This is a genomic window from Streptomyces sp. NPDC028298 (assembly GCF_055565895.1).
This window is the reverse complement of record NZ_JBVHTL010000001.1, coordinates 1,540,141-1,555,123: the sequence shown is the minus strand read 5'-3', so window position 1 is coordinate 1,555,123 and position 14,983 is coordinate 1,540,141. Positions and strand designations below refer to the sequence as shown.

Below are 14,983 nucleotides of genomic sequence, written 5' to 3'. Positions count from 1 at the left end.
CCAACACCCCCTTCCCTCCGTCGAGTTCCGCCGTCGCAGGGATGAACACGCAGGCCAGGGCACGTGCGGCGGCGACGGCCGCTCCGGTTGCGGAGCAATAGGCGCCGCGAAATGGTGGAAAGAACTCGTTGCCGCACCGGGAGCTGTCCATGTCGATGTCGTCCTACGGTTTCGGCTCGTCCGACCCCTTCGGTGAACTGCTGAACCGCTTCTTCGGGATGTCGCCCGCGTCGTCTCCACCGGCCGTGCAGCGCGTCCCCATCGGACGGCTGCTGACGGAGTCCTCACAGGAACTCCTGAACCTGGCCGCACAGCGCGCCCAGCAGGACGGGACCTCCGACCTCGACACGGAGCACCTGCTCTGGGCCGCCACGAAGGTCGAACCCGCGCGCTCCCTGCTGGCCCGCGCGGACGTGGACCCCGACGCCCTCGCGGCCCAGCTCGCCGAGGTCCTCCCCCGGGAGAGCAGCGAACCGTCCTCGGATCCGGGTCTGACCCCCGCGGCCAAGCGCACCCTCGCCGCCGCGTACGCCCGCTCGCAGGCGGCCGGTGTGTCCTACATCGGCCCCGAGCACATCCTCGCCGCGCTGCTCGGCGACGCCGACACCGGCGCCGCCCGGCTGCTGCGCGCCGACGGACAGGACGCGCAGAAACTGGCCGGTCTCACGGAACGCACGGCCCGTCCCGAAAACCGCGCGGCCGAGCCCGACAAGCCCGCCACGACCCTCGACGAGTTCGGACGGGACCTGACCGAGGAGGCCAAGGCCGGCAAGCTGGACCCGGTCGTCGGACGCGCCGAGCAGATCGAGCAGACCATCGAGATCCTCTCCCGGCGCTCCAAGAACAACCCGGTGCTCATCGGCGAACCGGGCGTCGGCAAGACCGCGATCGTCGAAGGCCTCGCCCAGCGCATCGTCTCCGGCGACGTCCCCGACACCCTCAAGGGCAAGCGTGTCGTCTCCCTCGACCTGTCCGGCATGGTGGCGGGAGCCCAGTACCGCGGACAGTTCGAGGAGCGGCTGAAGAAGGTCATCGAGGACGTCCAGGCGTCGGACGGGGAGATCGTTCTCTTCATCGACGAACTGCACACGGTCGTCGGCGCGGGCGCGACGGGCGAGGGCTCCATGGACGCGGGCAACATGCTCAAACCCGCCCTGGCCCGTGGGGAACTGCACGTGGTGGGCGCGACGACCATCGACGAGTACCGCAAGTACGTCGAGAAGGACGCCGCGCTCGAACGCCGCTTCCAGCCGGTGATGGTGCCCGAGCCGTCGGTCGAGGAGACCGTGCAGATCCTGGAGGGGCTGCGCGACGCGTACGAGGCGCACCACCAGGTCCGCTTCGCCGACGGCGCCCTGGCCGCCGCGGCGGAACTGTCCGACCGCTACATCAGCGACCGGTTCCTGCCCGACAAGGCGATCGACGTGATGGACCAGGCGGGTGCCCGGGTGCGGCTGCGCAGCGCCGTCCGTTCGACCGAGGTCGCCGAACGCGAGGACGGCATCGCGAAACTGCGCCGCGAGCGCGATCAGGCCGTGGCCGCCGAGGACTTCGAGCGCGCGGGACAGCTCAAGGGACGGATCTCCGAGGCCGAGGGCGAGCTCGCGGGCATCGAGGAGCGGCGCGCCGGTGTCGTGTCCGTGACCGCCCGCGACATCGCGGACATCGTCTCCCGTCGCACCGGCATCCCGGTGTCCCAACTCACCGCCAGCGAGAAGGAGAAGCTCCTGAAGCTGGAGGAGGAGATGCACGCCCGGATCGTCGGCCAGGACGAGGCGGTCACCGCCGTCTCGCAGGCGGTACGCCGCAACCGGGCCGGCATGGGCGATCCGAACCGCCCCGTGGGTTCCTTCCTCTTCCTCGGCCCCACCGGCGTCGGCAAGACGGAGCTGGCCAAGACCCTCGCCGAGCAGTTGTTCGGCGACGAGAGCCGCATGGTCCGCTTCGACATGAGCGAGTTCCAGGAGAAGCACACGGTCGCCCGTCTCGTCGGCGCGCCGCCCGGATACGTCGGCTACGACGAGGCGGGGCAGTTGACCGAGAAGGTCCGCAGACAGCCGTACAGCGTCGTCCTGTTCGACGAGGTGGAGAAGGCGCACCCCGACGTCTTCAACACGCTGCTCCAGATCCTCGACGACGGGCGCCTGACGGACGGTCAGGGGCGCACCGTCGACTTCCGGCACTGCGTCGTGATCATGACGTCCAACATCGGGGCGCACCGGATCCTGGACCACAAGGGCGATGTGTCCGATCTCAAGGACGCGTTGATGGACGAGCTGCGGACCCGGTTCCTGCCGGAGTTCCTGAACCGCATCGACGACATCATCATCTTCCACGGCCTGAAGGAGGACGATCTGGCGCAGATCGTCGAGCACCTCCTCGGCCGGAGCGAACGCCGGGTGCACGCGCAGGGCATGAAACTGGAGGTGACCGAGGCGGCCAAGAAACTGCTGATCGCCCATGGTCATCAACCGGAGTTCGGCGCGCGCCCGCTCCGGCGCACGATCCAGACGGAGCTCGACAACGGCATCGCGGAGCTGCTGCTCGGCGGCGAGGCCGAACCCGGCGACACGATCGTCGCCGAGGACCGGGACGGCTCGGTGCGCTGCGTCGTGCGCAAGGGCGCCGCGGCCGGCGCCCCGGACGACGGACCCGCGGATGACGGCGCGGAGGCGGGGCGGGGGAGCGCGGAGCCCGCCGGCGACAGGGGGAAGTGACCGACGTACGAACGTACGACGAACGACGGGACGGAGGACTCCTGCACACCGAGGACGTACCCGGGCTCGCGAGACGCCGGGTAGTCGTTTGAGGAGGCTGCGCATGACGCACCACAAGTCCAACCGGGCTGTCGAAGGCGATCCGGAGCACGCCCACAACAGGGGCATGCCCCTGCGGTGCGACGACGACGAGCTCTACGCACGGACGGTCCGCGAGCGGAGGGAAGCGGGGCTGCTCGCCGGGCCCATGGACGATCCCGAGGCCGCCTACCGGCGCGAGCGCGTGGAGATCGACCTGGAGGTGGGCTCCGGCCGGATCCCGACGGGCGATGTCACCCGGCGGGACCGGGCCCCCTATCCGCCCTCCAGTTACGGGGACTGAACCCGGGGACCGAACCCATCGCGGGGCACGAACGCACCGGGGGACTCCGGACCGCGGATCCTCCGGTCGGCCGCTGCCCCGCCGTCCGCCGCACGACGCGGCGATCTACCCGCCCAGGGAGACCACGACCGCGCTTCCCGGTCCGTCGGGTGCCTGGAAGTCCACCGTGTCGCCCGCCCGCCGGCCGAGGAGCGCGCGTCCGAGCGGACTGTCGGCCGTGACGAGCGTGCGGTCCAGCACCGCGGCGCCCTCGCCGATCTGGACGGTGTCCGTCGTGCCGTCCGCGAACCGGACGGTGACCGTACTGCCCACGCCGACCGTGTCCGTGGGCGGGGGACCCGCCACGTCCGCCCCGGCGAGCCGTGTGGTGATCTGCGAGATCCGGTCGTCCAGGCGCCGCAGGTCGTCCGCGCGCTGCAACTCGTCGGCCGCGTCGGCGTGGTCGCCCACCTCCGCGTCCGAGTCCTGGAGGGTCGCCGCGACCGTCGAGCGTTCGGTGCGCAGGTCGGCGAGTTCCTGCTCCAGTGCCTGCCGGGCGGCCTCGCTGATCGGTGCCGGTTCGCTGGCCATGCCTGCTCCTCGGTGTGCGCAGTCTGAGTCGAATGGGAGTGATATCAGCATATCCACGCCGGTTTGTGCACTCACGAGTCGGATCGCGGGGGTATGTGATGTATGGAATCGTGGGTCACCGGAGTCCAGGACGCTTCGCGCTGTCCTGCGCGTGCGTCACGAGTGAGCCAGGGAGGTCCCATGTCCTCGAAGCGCCGCCGGAAGAAGAAGAGCCGCCGCAAGCACGCCGCGAACCACGGAAAACGACCCCAGTGCTAGCTCGGTGAGACTCTTGAACGCATCCCAGAACGGACAGGACGGCCGGGTGCCCCACGTCGGGCCCGACCCGCAGGGCGAACCGGAATTCCATCCGTACCACCACCCGGCCGCCGGCTGGGGTGCGGCCAAGAGCGTGAGCCAGTTCCTCGTGCGGGAACGCGCGCTGGTGGACGGCCCCCGCGCGATCATGCGCATGAACCACGAGAACACGGGCTTCGACTGCCCGGGATGCGCGTGGCCCGACGACACCAAGGGCCTGCACCTGGACATCTGCGAGAACGGCATCAAACACGTCACCTGGGAGATGACCGGCAAGCGGGTCGGCCGCGACTTCTTCGCCGCGCACTCGGTGACCGAGCTGTCCGGCTGGAGCGACTACGACCTGGAGGACCAGGGCCGGCTGACCGAACCGACGGTCTACGACCCGGAGTCGGACCACTACGTGCCGATCGCCTGGCGCGACGCGTTCGAACTCGCCGGGTGCGCGCTGCGCGAACTCGACGACCCCGGCCAGGCCTCCTTCTACACCTCGGGACGCCTGGGCAACGAGGCCACGTTCCTCTACCAGCTCCTGGCCCGCGAACTGGGCACCAACAACCTGCCCGACTGCTCGAACATGTGCCACGAGGCCAGCGGGCGGGCGCTGACGGCATCGCTCGGCACCGGCAAGGGGACCGCCGACCTCAAGGACTGGGAGACCACCGACGCCCTGTTCATCATGGGTGTCAACGCCGCCTCCAACGCGCCCAGGATGCTCACCGCCCTGGCCGAGGCCTACCACCGCGGCGCCCAGATCGTGCACATCAACCCCCTGGTCGAGGCCGCCGCCACCCGGACCATCGTCCCGCACGACTTCACGGACATGGCCGTCCTCAAGTCCACCCGGACCAGCACCCTGAACCTCCAGCCGCGCATCGGCGGCGACATGGCGCTCGTACGGGGGATGGCGAAGGCGATCCTGGAACAGTCCGCGACGGACCCCAAGGCCCTGGACCAGGAGTTCATCGACCGGCACACGGCGTACTTCGACAAGTACCGCGCGGTGTGCGAGGCCACCACCTGGGACGCCATCGAGCGGCAGTCCGGGGTCGGCCGGGACGGCATCCTCAAGGCGGCCCGCGTGTACCGCGACGCCGACCGCTCCATCATCAGCTGGTGCCTCGGCGTCACCCAGCACGAACACGGCGTCGACACCGTACGGGAGATCGTCAACCTCCTTCTGCTGCGCGGCAATCTGGGCCGTGAGGGCGCCGGTCCCTCACCGGTGCGCGGGCACAGCAACGTCCAGGGCAACCGGACGTGCGGCATCGACCACCGGCCGGCCGAGGAGTTCCTGGACCGGCTCGGCGAGGTCTGCGGGATCGACCCGCCCCGCGAGCACGGCATGGACACCGTGGCCACCATCCGGGCCATGCACCGCGGCGACGTGAAGGTGTTCGTCGGCATGGGCGGCAACTTCGCCCTCGCCGCGCCCGACACCCCCTACACCTACGCGGCCCTGCGCAACTGCGACCTCACGGTCCAGGTGAGCACCAAGCTCAACCGCAGCCACCTCGTGCACGGCCGCCGGGCGCTGATCCTCCCCTGCCTGGGCCGGACCGAGAAGGACCACCAGCGCGGCGGCGTCCAGAGCACCTCGGTCGAGGACTCGATGAGCATGGTCCACCTGTCCATCGGCATGAAGCGCCCCGCCTCGAAGGAGCTGCTGTCCGAACCCGCGATCATCGCGGGCATCGCGCGTGCCGCCCTCCCGGACAGCGGGACCCCGTGGGAGTGGTACATCGAGGACTACGACCGCATCCGCGACACGATGGCCCGGGTCCTGGACGGGTTCGAGGACTGCAACCGGCGGGTCCGCCTGCCGCTCGGGTTCCGGATCAAACAGCCCGCCCGCGAACTGGTCTTCCTCACTCCTTCGGGCCTGGCCGAGTTCTCCGCGGCCCCGCTGCCCGACGTGATCCCCGAACCCGGCACCCTGGCCCTCGGCACCATGCGGTCCCACGACCAGTGGAACACCACCATCTACTCGGACAACGACCGCTACCGGGGCGTCAAGAACCTGCGCACGCTGGTCTTCATGAACGAGGACGACATGCGCGAACGCGGCATCTCCGAGTTCACCCCGGTCGAGATCGTCAGCACCGCCAAGGACGGCAGCCACCGCAGTCTCGACGGCTACCTGGCCATCCCCTACGACATCCCCCGCGGCTGCGCGGCGGGCTACATGCCCGAGATGAACGTCCTCTGCGCGATCGGCGACTACAGCCTCCAGAGCGACCAGCCCTTGATGAAACACGTCAAGGTCACCATCGCTCCGTCCGGTTGAGACTTCGCCAAGTGTTGACTCGCTCCTTACCCGGGCGCCGATGCGCCGCGCCCGCGTTGTTGGTTAGGGTGACAAAGGCTCGCGTACGGGCCGACTCGGACACAACGGGGGTTCGTCGGTGGGGAGTTGGCGTCACGCGGAAGTCGCCGTGGTGCCCCCGGCGCTCCGATTACGGCTCGGGCTGATCGCGGTCCTCGCCGCGTCGACGGTCCTCGCGCTCGGGGTCCGGTACGCCGGCGACAGCGAGCCGGGACCGGTGGACGAGCGGATCGGGACGGCGGCCTACGACGTGGGCTCACCGTGGCGACGGGTCGCCCTGGCGCTGGACTTCCTGGGGGAGCCCGCGGGGGCGACGGCCCTGGTCGTGATCCTCATGGCCGGCTGCCTGCTCCTCCGGCGCCCCCGCGCGGCGGCGCTCGTCGCCGCCGGCGCCGCAGCGGCCGTGGTCACGGCGACGCTGCTCAAGTCCCTGGTGGGACGCACCATTCACGGCGACGGGAACCTGTCCTACCCGAGCGGGCACACCGCCTTCGCCACCGCCCTCGCCCTCGCGGTGGCCCTGACCGCGACCGGCCGGCTCGGCCTCGGCAGGACCGCCGGCACCGCACTCGTGCTCGGCGCCGCGCTGACCGCCGGTACCGCCATGGGCTGGGCCCAGGTCGCCCTCGGCGCGCACTACCCGACCGACGCCCTCGGCGGCTGGTGCACCGCGCTCGCGGTGGTGCCGGCGGCCGCGTGGCTGGTCGACCGGACGGCCGACCGCATGACCGGCCGGGCGGTCGGCCGGACGGTGGACCGCCGGAGCGACGGGACGACGCGACGGCCGCCGGCCGGCCGCCCCGCGAACCTGCCGCCTGCCGACCGCATGGAGGACCCGAGAGCCGGCCGCACGGCGGACCGGAACTCCGGCCACACGGCGCACCGGACGGCCGACCGCACCACGGAACGGAGAGCCGGCCGGTCAACCGGCGCGCGGACCGGCCGGATCGCGGGACGGACGGCCGGTCACCCGGCCGACACCGGCCGCCGGGAGGTGCGCTGACGCCATGTCACCTCACCTCATGTCACGCCAGACGGCGGAACACGGGCTTCACCGGGCGACCGGCGAGCCAGGGGGTGGGATCGGCGGCGTCGAGTGCCTTGCGGTACACCGCGCACGCCTGGGCCACCACGTCGACCGTACGATCGATGTCGGCGTCCTCCAGCGCGCTGCTCACCACGAACGACGGAGCCAGGACCCCGCCCGCGAGGAGCCGCCGCAGGAACAGGGTGCGGTACTCCTGCGAGGGCTGCCCGTTCTCGTCGAGCGTGGCGAAGACCAGGTTGCTGGCCCGGCCCCGGACGACGAGATGGTCGCCGACGCCCATGCTGGCGGCGGCCTCGCGGACACCGGCGGCCAGCCGCTCGCCGAGGGCGTGCAGCCGCGCGGTGACGCCCTCCTCCGTGTAGACGGTCTGGACGGCCATCGCGGCCGCCAGCGAGTGCGTCTCGGCGCCGTGCGTGGTGGACAGCAGGAACACCCGCTCGCCCGAGTGACGCAGCCCGCCCAGCTCCATCAGCTCACGGCGCCCGGCCAGCGCGGAGACGGCGAACCCGTTGCCCAGGGCCTTGCCGAACGTCGAGAGGTCCGGGACGACGCCGTACAGGCCCTGGGCGCCCGCCTCCGACCAGCGGAAGCCCGTGATCATCTCGTCGAAGACCAGGACACAGCCGTACCGGTCGGCCAGCTCGCGCAGCCCGGCGAGATAGCCGGGCGGGGGCTCGGTCTGGGCGGCGGGTTCGAGGATCAGGCAGGCGACCTCGCCCTCGTACCGGGTGAGCATCTCCTCCGTGGCGGCCAGGTCGCCGTAGGGGAAGGTCACGGTGAGCTCGTTGGTCTCCGCCGGGATGCCGGCGGACATCGGCGTGGTGCCGATGAACCAGTCGTCGACCGAGAAGAACGGATGGTCGGCGCAGATCGCCACCCGCGGACGCCCGGTGGCGGCGCGGGCCAGCCGCACCGCCGCGGTGGTCGCGTCGGAGCCGTTCTTCGCGAACTTCACCATCTCGGCGGTCGGCACCGTGGCCAGGAAGCGTTCCGCGGCCTGGACCTCCAGGATGGACGGCCGCACGAAGTTGCTGCCGCGGTCGAGTTCGCGGCGGGCCGCCTCGGTCACACGCGGGTGCGCGTGACCGAGGCTGACCGAGCGCAGACCGGAGCCGTACTCGATGTAGCGGTTCCCGTCGACGTCCCACACGTGGGCACCGCTGCCGTGGCTGATGACCGGGGCCACGTTGTCGGGGTACTGGTCGTCGCCCTTGGCGTAGGTGTGCGCGCCCCCGGGAATCATGGCGTGCAGCCGTTCGTTCGCGGTCCGCGAGCGGGGCAGGAGGAGTTCTTGGGTGTCTTCGGTTGGCACGCCGGCCTCAACTTTCTTGGTGCTGCAGGACCTTGGCGAGGCTCGGCGCCTCCCGGTCCCTCTGGGACATCGAAGTGACCGGCAGCGGCCAGGCGATGGCGAGCTCCGGGTCGTCGAAGGCGATCGTCACGTCCTCGGCGGGATCGTGGGGACGGTCGATCCGGTAGGAGGTGTCGGCGGTCTCGGTCAGGGCCTGGAAGCCGTGCGCGCACCCCGCCGGGATGTACAGGGTCTTCTGCGTCTCGCCGGACAGCTCGAAGGTCGCCACGTTGCGGTAGGTCGGCGAGTGCGGGCGCAGATCCACGACGACGTCGAAGATCCTCCCGTACGAGCACCGCACGAGCTTGGCCTCGCCCGCGCCGGAGCGCAGGTGCAGTCCGCGCAGCACGCCCCGGACCGAACGGGACACGCTGTCCTGGATGAAGGAGTCCGGGTCCAGGCCCACCGAGCGGACCACGTCCGCGTCGAAGGTGCGGCAGAAGAAGCCGCGTTCGTCGGCGAACGGAGTCGGCTCGAACAGGTACGCGCCGGAGATCGCCGGTACGTCGGTCGCTTTCATCGGGTCTCCCGCTGTGCGTGGGCGTGGTCGGTCGCCGGGAACAGGGTCGCGGTCAACTCGTCGAACTGGTCCTCCAGTTGCCGGGCGGCGGCCTCGTTGCGCTCGGCGAGGGTCCGGCGCAGTTCCGCCGATCCCTTCTCCAGCGCCCGGAACTGTTCGAGCAGCCGGTCGGCGTCGACCTCGCGCGCCGGGTGGCAGTAGGCGCCGAGACCCATCCGCTCCATGAGCGCGTCGCTCTTCGCCGCGTAACTGAGCGCGAGCGCCGGTGTCCCGGTCTTCAGCGCGCAGATCAGGTTGTGGTACCGGACCGCCACCACGGTGTCGGCGGCGGCCATCTCGTTCATCAGGTCGGCCAGCGACGCCGGTTCGGCGGCGGTGACCAGGGGCGAGTCCACGGCGTCGAGGATCGCCGTGACCACCGACGTGTCGCAGGTGTCGCCGGTGAGCAGCCGGACCGGTCTGCCCTCCTCGGCCAGCGTGCGCACGAACCGGATCGTCCCGTCGAGGTAGCGCCCGTGGATCTCCTCGGCCCGGGCACGGTCGTCGTTGCCGCCGTGGAAGTCCATGACACCGACGCAGACCGGGCCCGGTGCGCCCGAGGGCTCGCCCGCACGCGGCGCGGGCAGCGAGAACGCCAGGTCCGGGTAGACCTTGTCGCGCGCGGTGTTCACACCCATCGCCCGCATCGCGGCCCGGGACTGGTCGTCGCGGTAGGACCGGTACGCGGCCAGCCGCCCCGACCAGCGCACCAGGGCCCGGGTCGGCCGGTTGCGGATCTCGGCGGCCCCGACGCTGACCAGCGCGACCCGGGTGCGCAGCAGCCGGCCGCTCGCGCAGAGCAGGAACAGCGAGTACGGGAAGCCCCACGGCCGCAGCGGCAGCGTGGCCTCCAGGACGCCCATGCCCGGGACGATCACCACGTCGTGCCGGCGCACCCAGGCGGCGGTGCGGAAGACGTCGACGAATTTGCCCAGACCCTTGCCCACGATCGCGCCGGCCCGTGACGCGGTCCGGTACTCCCCGCGGTACCAGTGCAGCCGCGTCGCCGGGATCCCGAACCGGGCGGTGACGGCCTCGGGCCCGCCGCACAGCGCGTCCACGGCCGCCTCCGGGTGCCGCCGCCCCAGGTATCCGAGCACGGCCTCCAGCGACCCGTCGTTGCCGAGGTTGCCGGAGCCGAGCAGGCCGAACACCCCGACGCGCACCGGAGTTCCGTCCGCGGCGCTCATGCCCGCCTCCCCTCACGGCCGGCGACCAGGGCGTCGACGGAGACGGTGAGCCGGTCCGGGTCGACCGGGGCGCGGTCCTCGACCCGCTCGCCGGCGCCCGGCCGGACCCGGCTGGTCATCCACGCGGCCAGGTGACGGCGGCAGGCGCGCCGGTCGGCCGGGGACAGCGGCGCCCGCCGGATCGACGAGACGAAGCCCCAGACGTACTCGGCGAGCAGCCGGGGCGTCGGGTGCAGCGGGCCGGCCCGGCGCGGGTCCAGGTTGACGCACCGGGAGCGCTTGGAGGGGTTCGCCCGCTCGGCGCGGGTGGGGTGGTCGCGCCGGAAGTACAGCAGTTCGGGCACCTGGTAGAAGGGCCCGTGCAGGGTGATCTCGGCGACGTAGGTGCGGTCCGCGTGGTGGTAGCTGTCCATCGGCTTCACCCGGCGCAGCACGTCGGTCCGCATGACGCCGTAGAAGTCGTCGCCGCCGGGCTCGAACAGCAGACTGCGGAAGCGCTCCGGCGCGCTCGGCGAGTCGGTGGCGAGCGTGTAGTCGTAGGGGACCTTCACCTTGCCGTCGCCGTCGATGACCGCCTGGCCGGTGTGCGCGAGGATCATCTCGGGCCGCTCGTCCAGCGCCTCCACGCACAGCCGCAGCAGGTCCCGGCCGTACAGGTCGTCGTGCGAGGCCCACTTGAACAGTTCGCCGCGGGACTCGGCGAGCACATGGTTGTGGTTCGGTGTCGCGCCGATGTTCCGGGGCAGCCGGATGTACCGGATGCGCGAGTCCTTCGCGGCGTACCGGCGGCAGATGTCCTCGGTGCCGTCGGCCGAGGCGTTGTCGGAGATGACCAGCTCGAAGTCCTCGTAGGTCTGGCCGAGCAGGGCGTCGAGCGACTCGGCCAGGTACTCCTCGCCGTTGTACACGGGCAGGCCGATGCTCAGCCTGGGTTGCGCGGTCATGACGTCCTCACTTCGCGGATCGGTTCTTGAGCGCGCTCGCGCAGGGCGGAGCGCAGTTGCAGCCACCACACGGCCGAGCCGCTGACGGTCGCGGCGGCGACGCCCCAGGCCGAGCCGACCGCGCCGCCGGCGGCCGCGCCGCCGAGTCCGCCGCCGACGTAGCAGACGGAGGCGAACAACTGGCAGCGCAGGCTGCGCCGGGCCGCGCCGAGTGCGCGCAGCCCGGCGGCCGCGCCGGTGCCGAGGCCCGCGCCGGCGACGCCGAGGCTGATCGGCATGATGAGCTGGGAGGCGGAGTGCCAGACGTCGCCGAGCACCATCTCGCCGAGCCGGTCGGGCACCAGCAGCAGCGCCGAGCCCCAGAGCAGCGCGCCGACGGCCTGCCCCCCGCCCAGGAGCAGGCAGAACCTGCCCAGTTGGTGCGGGGCCTGCCGCAGCACCCGTGCCGCCTCCGGGACGGTGACGAGCGAGAGCCCCATGAGCACGGCCAGGAACGGGCCGAGCAGGAGCTCGGCGCCCCGCACCGCGCCCACCGCGCCGACCCCGACGATCACGCCGACCCCGTACGCCCGCAACTGGCTCGCGCCGCTGAGGCTGACGTTCTCGACCAGGTAGCGGTAGCCGAGATCGCGCTGTTCGCGCAGCCAGCCGCGCGCCTCGGCCATGCGCGGCCGGATGCCGGACTGGACGTACCCGTACCCCGCCGCCACCGTGGCGGACGCGCCCCAGGCGAACACGAAGGCGGCCACGGTGCCCACATGGGCCGCCACCACCATGGCGGGGACGAGCGCGACACCCCAGGCGACGTCGTTGAAGAACGCCTTCCGCCCGGTGCCCGCGGCGAAGAACGAGTACCGCCAGGCGTCCTGGAGCAGCAGCCCCGGCAGCATGACCCCGAGGGCGGCGAACGCGGGCCCGACCCGGCCGCCGAGGCCGAGACCGGCCGCCAGGCACACCACGCCGAGGACGCCGCCGACGCCGAGCGCGGTGCCCGTCGACCGGCCCACCGCCCCGCGCCACGCGGCGCCGGGCGGGCCGCTGAAGCGGACCGTGAGCGGATCGGTGGCCAGCCCGCGGGAGACGTTGAGCACCACGCCGTACGTCACCCAGGCGAGGCTGAACACGCCGAACGCGGTCACCCCCAGCGAGCGGGCCACGTAGATGCCCACCGCGAAGTTGCTCACGCTGGAGGCCGCCTGGTCGGCCAGCCCCCAGGACAGCCGGCCGACGAGGGCCCGCTTGGCGGACCCGGCCGGCGGCGCCGTCGTCGGCGGATTCTCCCCCTCGGTGGTCATCGGCGTCACGTCTTGATCAGGTCGGCGTCGCGCAGGGCACCGGCCGCGGCGGCGACCGTGTCGAAGGGCAGCCCGGCGCGCTCCGCGACGTCCAGGAGACTGTGCTCGCCGTCGGAGAGGCTGAGCACCCACAGCATGGCCATCTGGGCCTCCTTGGCGTCGCTGCGGCCGCCGAGCGAGTCGTACAGCCCGCGCCGGCCGAGCTGCGGCTCGCCGTAGGGGCTGAGGTTGACGTACCGCCGGTTGCGGTCCAGGACGGCGAACGCCTCGCGGCAGACGGCGAGCGTGTCCGCCATCGCCTCCGGGGAGACGAAGTCCAGGTCGTCCGCCGAGGTGTGGTACTCGGGGTACCCGGCGTACGGGGTCCGGCTGAGCGAGCCCACTCCGAGATCGAACCCGGGCGAGCAGTACTGCCGCTCGTCGTAGCCGTACGGGGTGAACTCCTTGATCCGGTGCGGGCGTTCGGAGGTGCGCAGCACATGCTCCAGCACCCGGTCGATCTCCGCGTCCCCGCGCCTGCTCCGCTTGTACGTCAGACTGCCCGAGTCGCCAGCGCAGGCCAGCACCAGTCCGTGCTTGACCCGGTCGACCCGCTCGGCGTTGCGGGCCAGCCAGGTGATCGCCCCGACGGTGCCGGGCGCGAAGATGAACCGGTAGGTGTAGTACGGGTTCTGCTCCGCCAGCGCGCGCGCCAGGTACACCGCCACGGCGATGCCGGCCAGGTTGTCGTTGGCCAGCGACGGGTGGCAGACGTGGCAGGAGACGATCACCTCGTCGGTGACCTGCCCGGGGACCACGTGTTCGGCGTAGGTGAGATGGCCGTCGGCGAGCGTGGAGTCGATGCGGACCTCGTACTCGCCCTCGGGCAGCGCGTCCAGGGTCTCCTGGGCCAGGCAGAACCCCCACTCCGGCTTGTAGTAGCTGGTGCGGTACGGCACCAGGTCAGGCTGGTCCGGCAGGGTGTGCAGATGCCCGCGCAGCTCGGACAGCGGCATGGTCGCCGACACCGGCACGCTGTAGCCGAGCACGTGCAGGCTGGACGCGGCGAAGTCGACGACCCGCCTGCCCGTGCCGTCGGCTATGTAGGCGTCGCGGATGTTCCACTCCTGCGGCACCGTCCAGTCCAGCACCTGGGTCCCGGTCGGCACCTCGTGCACCTGGAGCGGGATGTGTTCGCCGACGATGTCCAGGGTGGCGCGCACCCCGTCGCCCGTGATGCTCCGGCACAGCGGGTACAACCGCTCCACCAGCGCGTACATCTCCTCCCCGGCCGTGCTCATCGGCGCCACCGCAGGGTCTCGTCGACCGTGCCCGCGTCGGACGCCGCGCGCAGCACCGCGAGCCGGGTGAAGCGCTGCTCGAAGCTCTCCCGGGTCAGCCCGTGCTCGCGGTAGGCGTCGGCGAGTTCGAGCGCGCCCTGCTTGACCGTCCACTCGCAGTCGAAGCCGGGGATCGCGGCACGGAACCGGGAGAAGTCCACCCGGTACGACCGCGGGTCCGCGCCGTTCTCGCCGGTGATCACCACCTTGGCGCCGGACACCGCCTCGGCGACCTGCTCGGCGATCTCGGCGACGGTGACGTTGTTGACCTCGCTGCCGATGTTGAACGCCCGGTCGTGCACGGCCTCCCGGGGCGCGTCCAGCGCGGCCGTGAAGGCCCGGGCGATGTCGGCGGCGTGCACCAGCGGGCGCCAGGGCGTGCCGTCGGAGAGCACGAGGACCTCGCCGGACAGCAGGGCGTGCCCCACCAGGTTGTTCAGCACGATGTCGGCGCGCAGCCGGGGCGAGTAGCCGAAGGCGGTGGCGTTGCGCATGTACACCGGGGTGAAGTCGCCGTCGGCGAGCTCGTGCAGGTCGTCCTCGACCCGCACCTTGGACTCCGCGTACGGCGTCACCGGCCGCAGCGGGGCGTCCTCGGCGACGAGTTCGTCGCCGCCGGCGGCGCCGTAGACGGAGCAGGTCGACGCGTACAGGAAGCGTCGCACTCCCGCGTCGCGGGCCAGTTTCGCCAGCTTCACGGACGCGTGGTGGTTGATGTCGTAGGTGAGGTCGGGCGCCAGCGCGCCCAGCGGGTCGTTGGACAGCGCGGCCAGGTGGATCACGGCGTCGACGCCGGCCACGTGTTCGGCCGTGACGTCGCGCAGGTCCACCTGCCGCGTCGGCGGGTCGGCGGGAGCCGGGCCGAGGACGCAGTCGGCGAACAGGCCGGCGTCGAGGCCGACGACCTCGTGTCCGGCGGCCGTGAGGACCGGGGCCATGACGGTGCCCAGGTAGCCCTGGTGCCCGGTCAGCAGTACGCGCAAGG

At 71.9% G+C, this 14,983-nt stretch carries 12 protein-coding genes and 1 pseudogene; 5 read left to right on the top strand and 8 right to left on the bottom strand.

Going from position 1 to position 14,983, the window contains the following annotated elements; all coding sequences use genetic code 11:
• Window positions 1-149 precede the first annotated feature (149 nt).
• Window positions 150-2,717, top strand: a complete 2,568-nt coding sequence (locus ACZ4TO_RS06810) for an ATP-dependent Clp protease ATP-binding subunit (protein WP_468023609.1) — start codon at window positions 150-152, stop codon at window positions 2,715-2,717.
• A 103-nt stretch (window positions 2,718-2,820) separates the two neighbouring features.
• Window positions 2,821-3,099, top strand: a complete 279-nt coding sequence (locus ACZ4TO_RS06805; RefSeq protein WP_382788426.1) for a hypothetical protein — start codon at window positions 2,821-2,823, stop codon at window positions 3,097-3,099.
• Window positions 3,100-3,204: 105 nt separating this feature from the next.
• On the opposite strand, the gene ACZ4TO_RS06800 is transcribed toward ACZ4TO_RS06805, so the two are convergent.
• Window positions 3,205-3,669: a GreA/GreB family elongation factor gene (locus ACZ4TO_RS06800; RefSeq protein WP_382788424.1), complete on the bottom strand. Its 465-nt coding sequence runs from the start codon at window positions 3,667-3,669 to the stop codon at window positions 3,205-3,207.
• A gap of 180 nt (window positions 3,670-3,849) precedes the next feature.
• On the opposite strand from ACZ4TO_RS06800, the gene ACZ4TO_RS06795 reads away from it, so the two are divergent.
• The 3 genes and pseudogenes from ACZ4TO_RS06795 to ACZ4TO_RS06785 form a co-directional block, all read left to right on the top strand.
• On the top strand, window positions 3,850-3,927 hold the full coding sequence (locus ACZ4TO_RS06795; protein ID WP_382788762.1) for a 50S ribosomal protein bL37: 78 nt from the start codon (window positions 3,850-3,852) through the stop codon (window positions 3,925-3,927).
• Between the two features lie 13 nt (window positions 3,928-3,940).
• Complete coding sequence (locus ACZ4TO_RS06790) at window positions 3,941-6,253, top strand: FdhF/YdeP family oxidoreductase (protein ID WP_468023608.1); 2,313 nt, start codon at window positions 3,941-3,943, stop codon at window positions 6,251-6,253.
• Between the two features lie 118 nt (window positions 6,254-6,371).
• Window positions 6,372-7,028 (top strand): annotated as a pseudogene (locus tag ACZ4TO_RS06785) (phosphatase PAP2 family protein); the annotation flags it as partial.
• A 289-nt stretch (window positions 7,029-7,317) separates the two neighbouring features.
• Here the strand turns inward: ACZ4TO_RS06785 and ACZ4TO_RS06780 are convergent.
• Genes ACZ4TO_RS06780 through ACZ4TO_RS06750 form a run of 7 tightly spaced genes read right to left on the bottom strand, consistent with a single transcriptional unit; the run spans window position 7,318 to window position 14,981 of the window.
• A complete protein-coding gene (locus tag ACZ4TO_RS06780; RefSeq protein ID WP_382788420.1) occupies window positions 7,318-8,652 on the bottom strand; it encodes a glutamate-1-semialdehyde 2,1-aminomutase in 1,335 nt (444 codons plus the stop codon).
• A 7-nt stretch (window positions 8,653-8,659) separates the two neighbouring features.
• Entirely contained in the window at window positions 8,660-9,211 is a 552-nt protein-coding gene (gene rfbC, locus ACZ4TO_RS06775) for a dTDP-4-dehydrorhamnose 3,5-epimerase (RefSeq protein ID WP_382788418.1), read from the bottom strand.
• Window positions 9,208-10,440, bottom strand: a complete 1,233-nt coding sequence (locus tag ACZ4TO_RS06770; protein ID WP_468023607.1) for a polysaccharide pyruvyl transferase family protein — start codon at window positions 10,438-10,440, stop codon at window positions 9,208-9,210. The genes rfbC and ACZ4TO_RS06770 overlap by 4 nt, the downstream gene beginning before the upstream one ends.
• Complete coding sequence (locus ACZ4TO_RS06765; protein WP_382788414.1) at window positions 10,437-11,384, bottom strand: glycosyltransferase family 2 protein; 948 nt, start codon at window positions 11,382-11,384, stop codon at window positions 10,437-10,439. Before ACZ4TO_RS06765 ends, ACZ4TO_RS06770 begins: the two co-directional genes overlap by 4 nt.
• Window positions 11,381-12,679, bottom strand: coding sequence for a hypothetical protein (locus tag ACZ4TO_RS06760; RefSeq protein ID WP_468023606.1), 1,299 nt, complete (start codon window positions 12,677-12,679; stop codon window positions 11,381-11,383). The genes ACZ4TO_RS06765 and ACZ4TO_RS06760 overlap by 4 nt, the downstream gene beginning before the upstream one ends.
• Before the next feature lie 5 nt (window positions 12,680-12,684).
• Window positions 12,685-13,959, bottom strand: coding sequence for a DUF4910 domain-containing protein (locus tag ACZ4TO_RS06755; protein ID WP_382788410.1), 1,275 nt, complete (start codon window positions 13,957-13,959; stop codon window positions 12,685-12,687).
• On the bottom strand, window positions 13,956-14,981 hold the full coding sequence (locus tag ACZ4TO_RS06750; RefSeq protein WP_382788408.1) for an NAD-dependent epimerase/dehydratase family protein: 1,026 nt from the start codon (window positions 14,979-14,981) through the stop codon (window positions 13,956-13,958). Before ACZ4TO_RS06750 ends, ACZ4TO_RS06755 begins: the two co-directional genes overlap by 4 nt.
• Window positions 14,982-14,983 lie beyond the last annotated feature (2 nt).

Bases quoted from the DNA above. Each gene is read 5' to 3' on its own strand.
- ACZ4TO_RS06795 (WP_382788762.1), top strand. From the start codon at position 3,850: ATGTCCTCGAAGCGCCGCCGGAAGAAGAAGAGCCGCCGCAAGCACGCC.
- ACZ4TO_RS06755 (WP_382788410.1), bottom strand. From the start codon at position 13,959: ATGAGCACGGCCGGGGAGGAGATGTACGCGCTGGTGGAGCGGTTGTAC.
- ACZ4TO_RS06805 (WP_382788426.1), top strand. From the start codon at position 2,821: ATGACGCACCACAAGTCCAACCGGGCTGTCGAAGGCGATCCGGAGCAC.
- ACZ4TO_RS06760 (WP_468023606.1), bottom strand. From the start codon at position 12,679: ATGACCACCGAGGGGGAGAATCCGCCGACGACGGCGCCGCCGGCCGGG.
- ACZ4TO_RS06770 (WP_468023607.1), bottom strand. From the start codon at position 10,440: ATGAGCGCCGCGGACGGAACTCCGGTGCGCGTCGGGGTGTTCGGCCTG.
- ACZ4TO_RS06765 (WP_382788414.1), bottom strand. From the start codon at position 11,384: ATGACCGCGCAACCCAGGCTGAGCATCGGCCTGCCCGTGTACAACGGC.
- ACZ4TO_RS06800 (WP_382788424.1), bottom strand. From the start codon at position 3,669: ATGGCCAGCGAACCGGCACCGATCAGCGAGGCCGCCCGGCAGGCACTG.
- ACZ4TO_RS06810 (WP_468023609.1), top strand. From the start codon at position 150: ATGTCGATGTCGTCCTACGGTTTCGGCTCGTCCGACCCCTTCGGTGAA.
- rfbC (WP_382788418.1), bottom strand. From the start codon at position 9,211: ATGAAAGCGACCGACGTACCGGCGATCTCCGGCGCGTACCTGTTCGAG.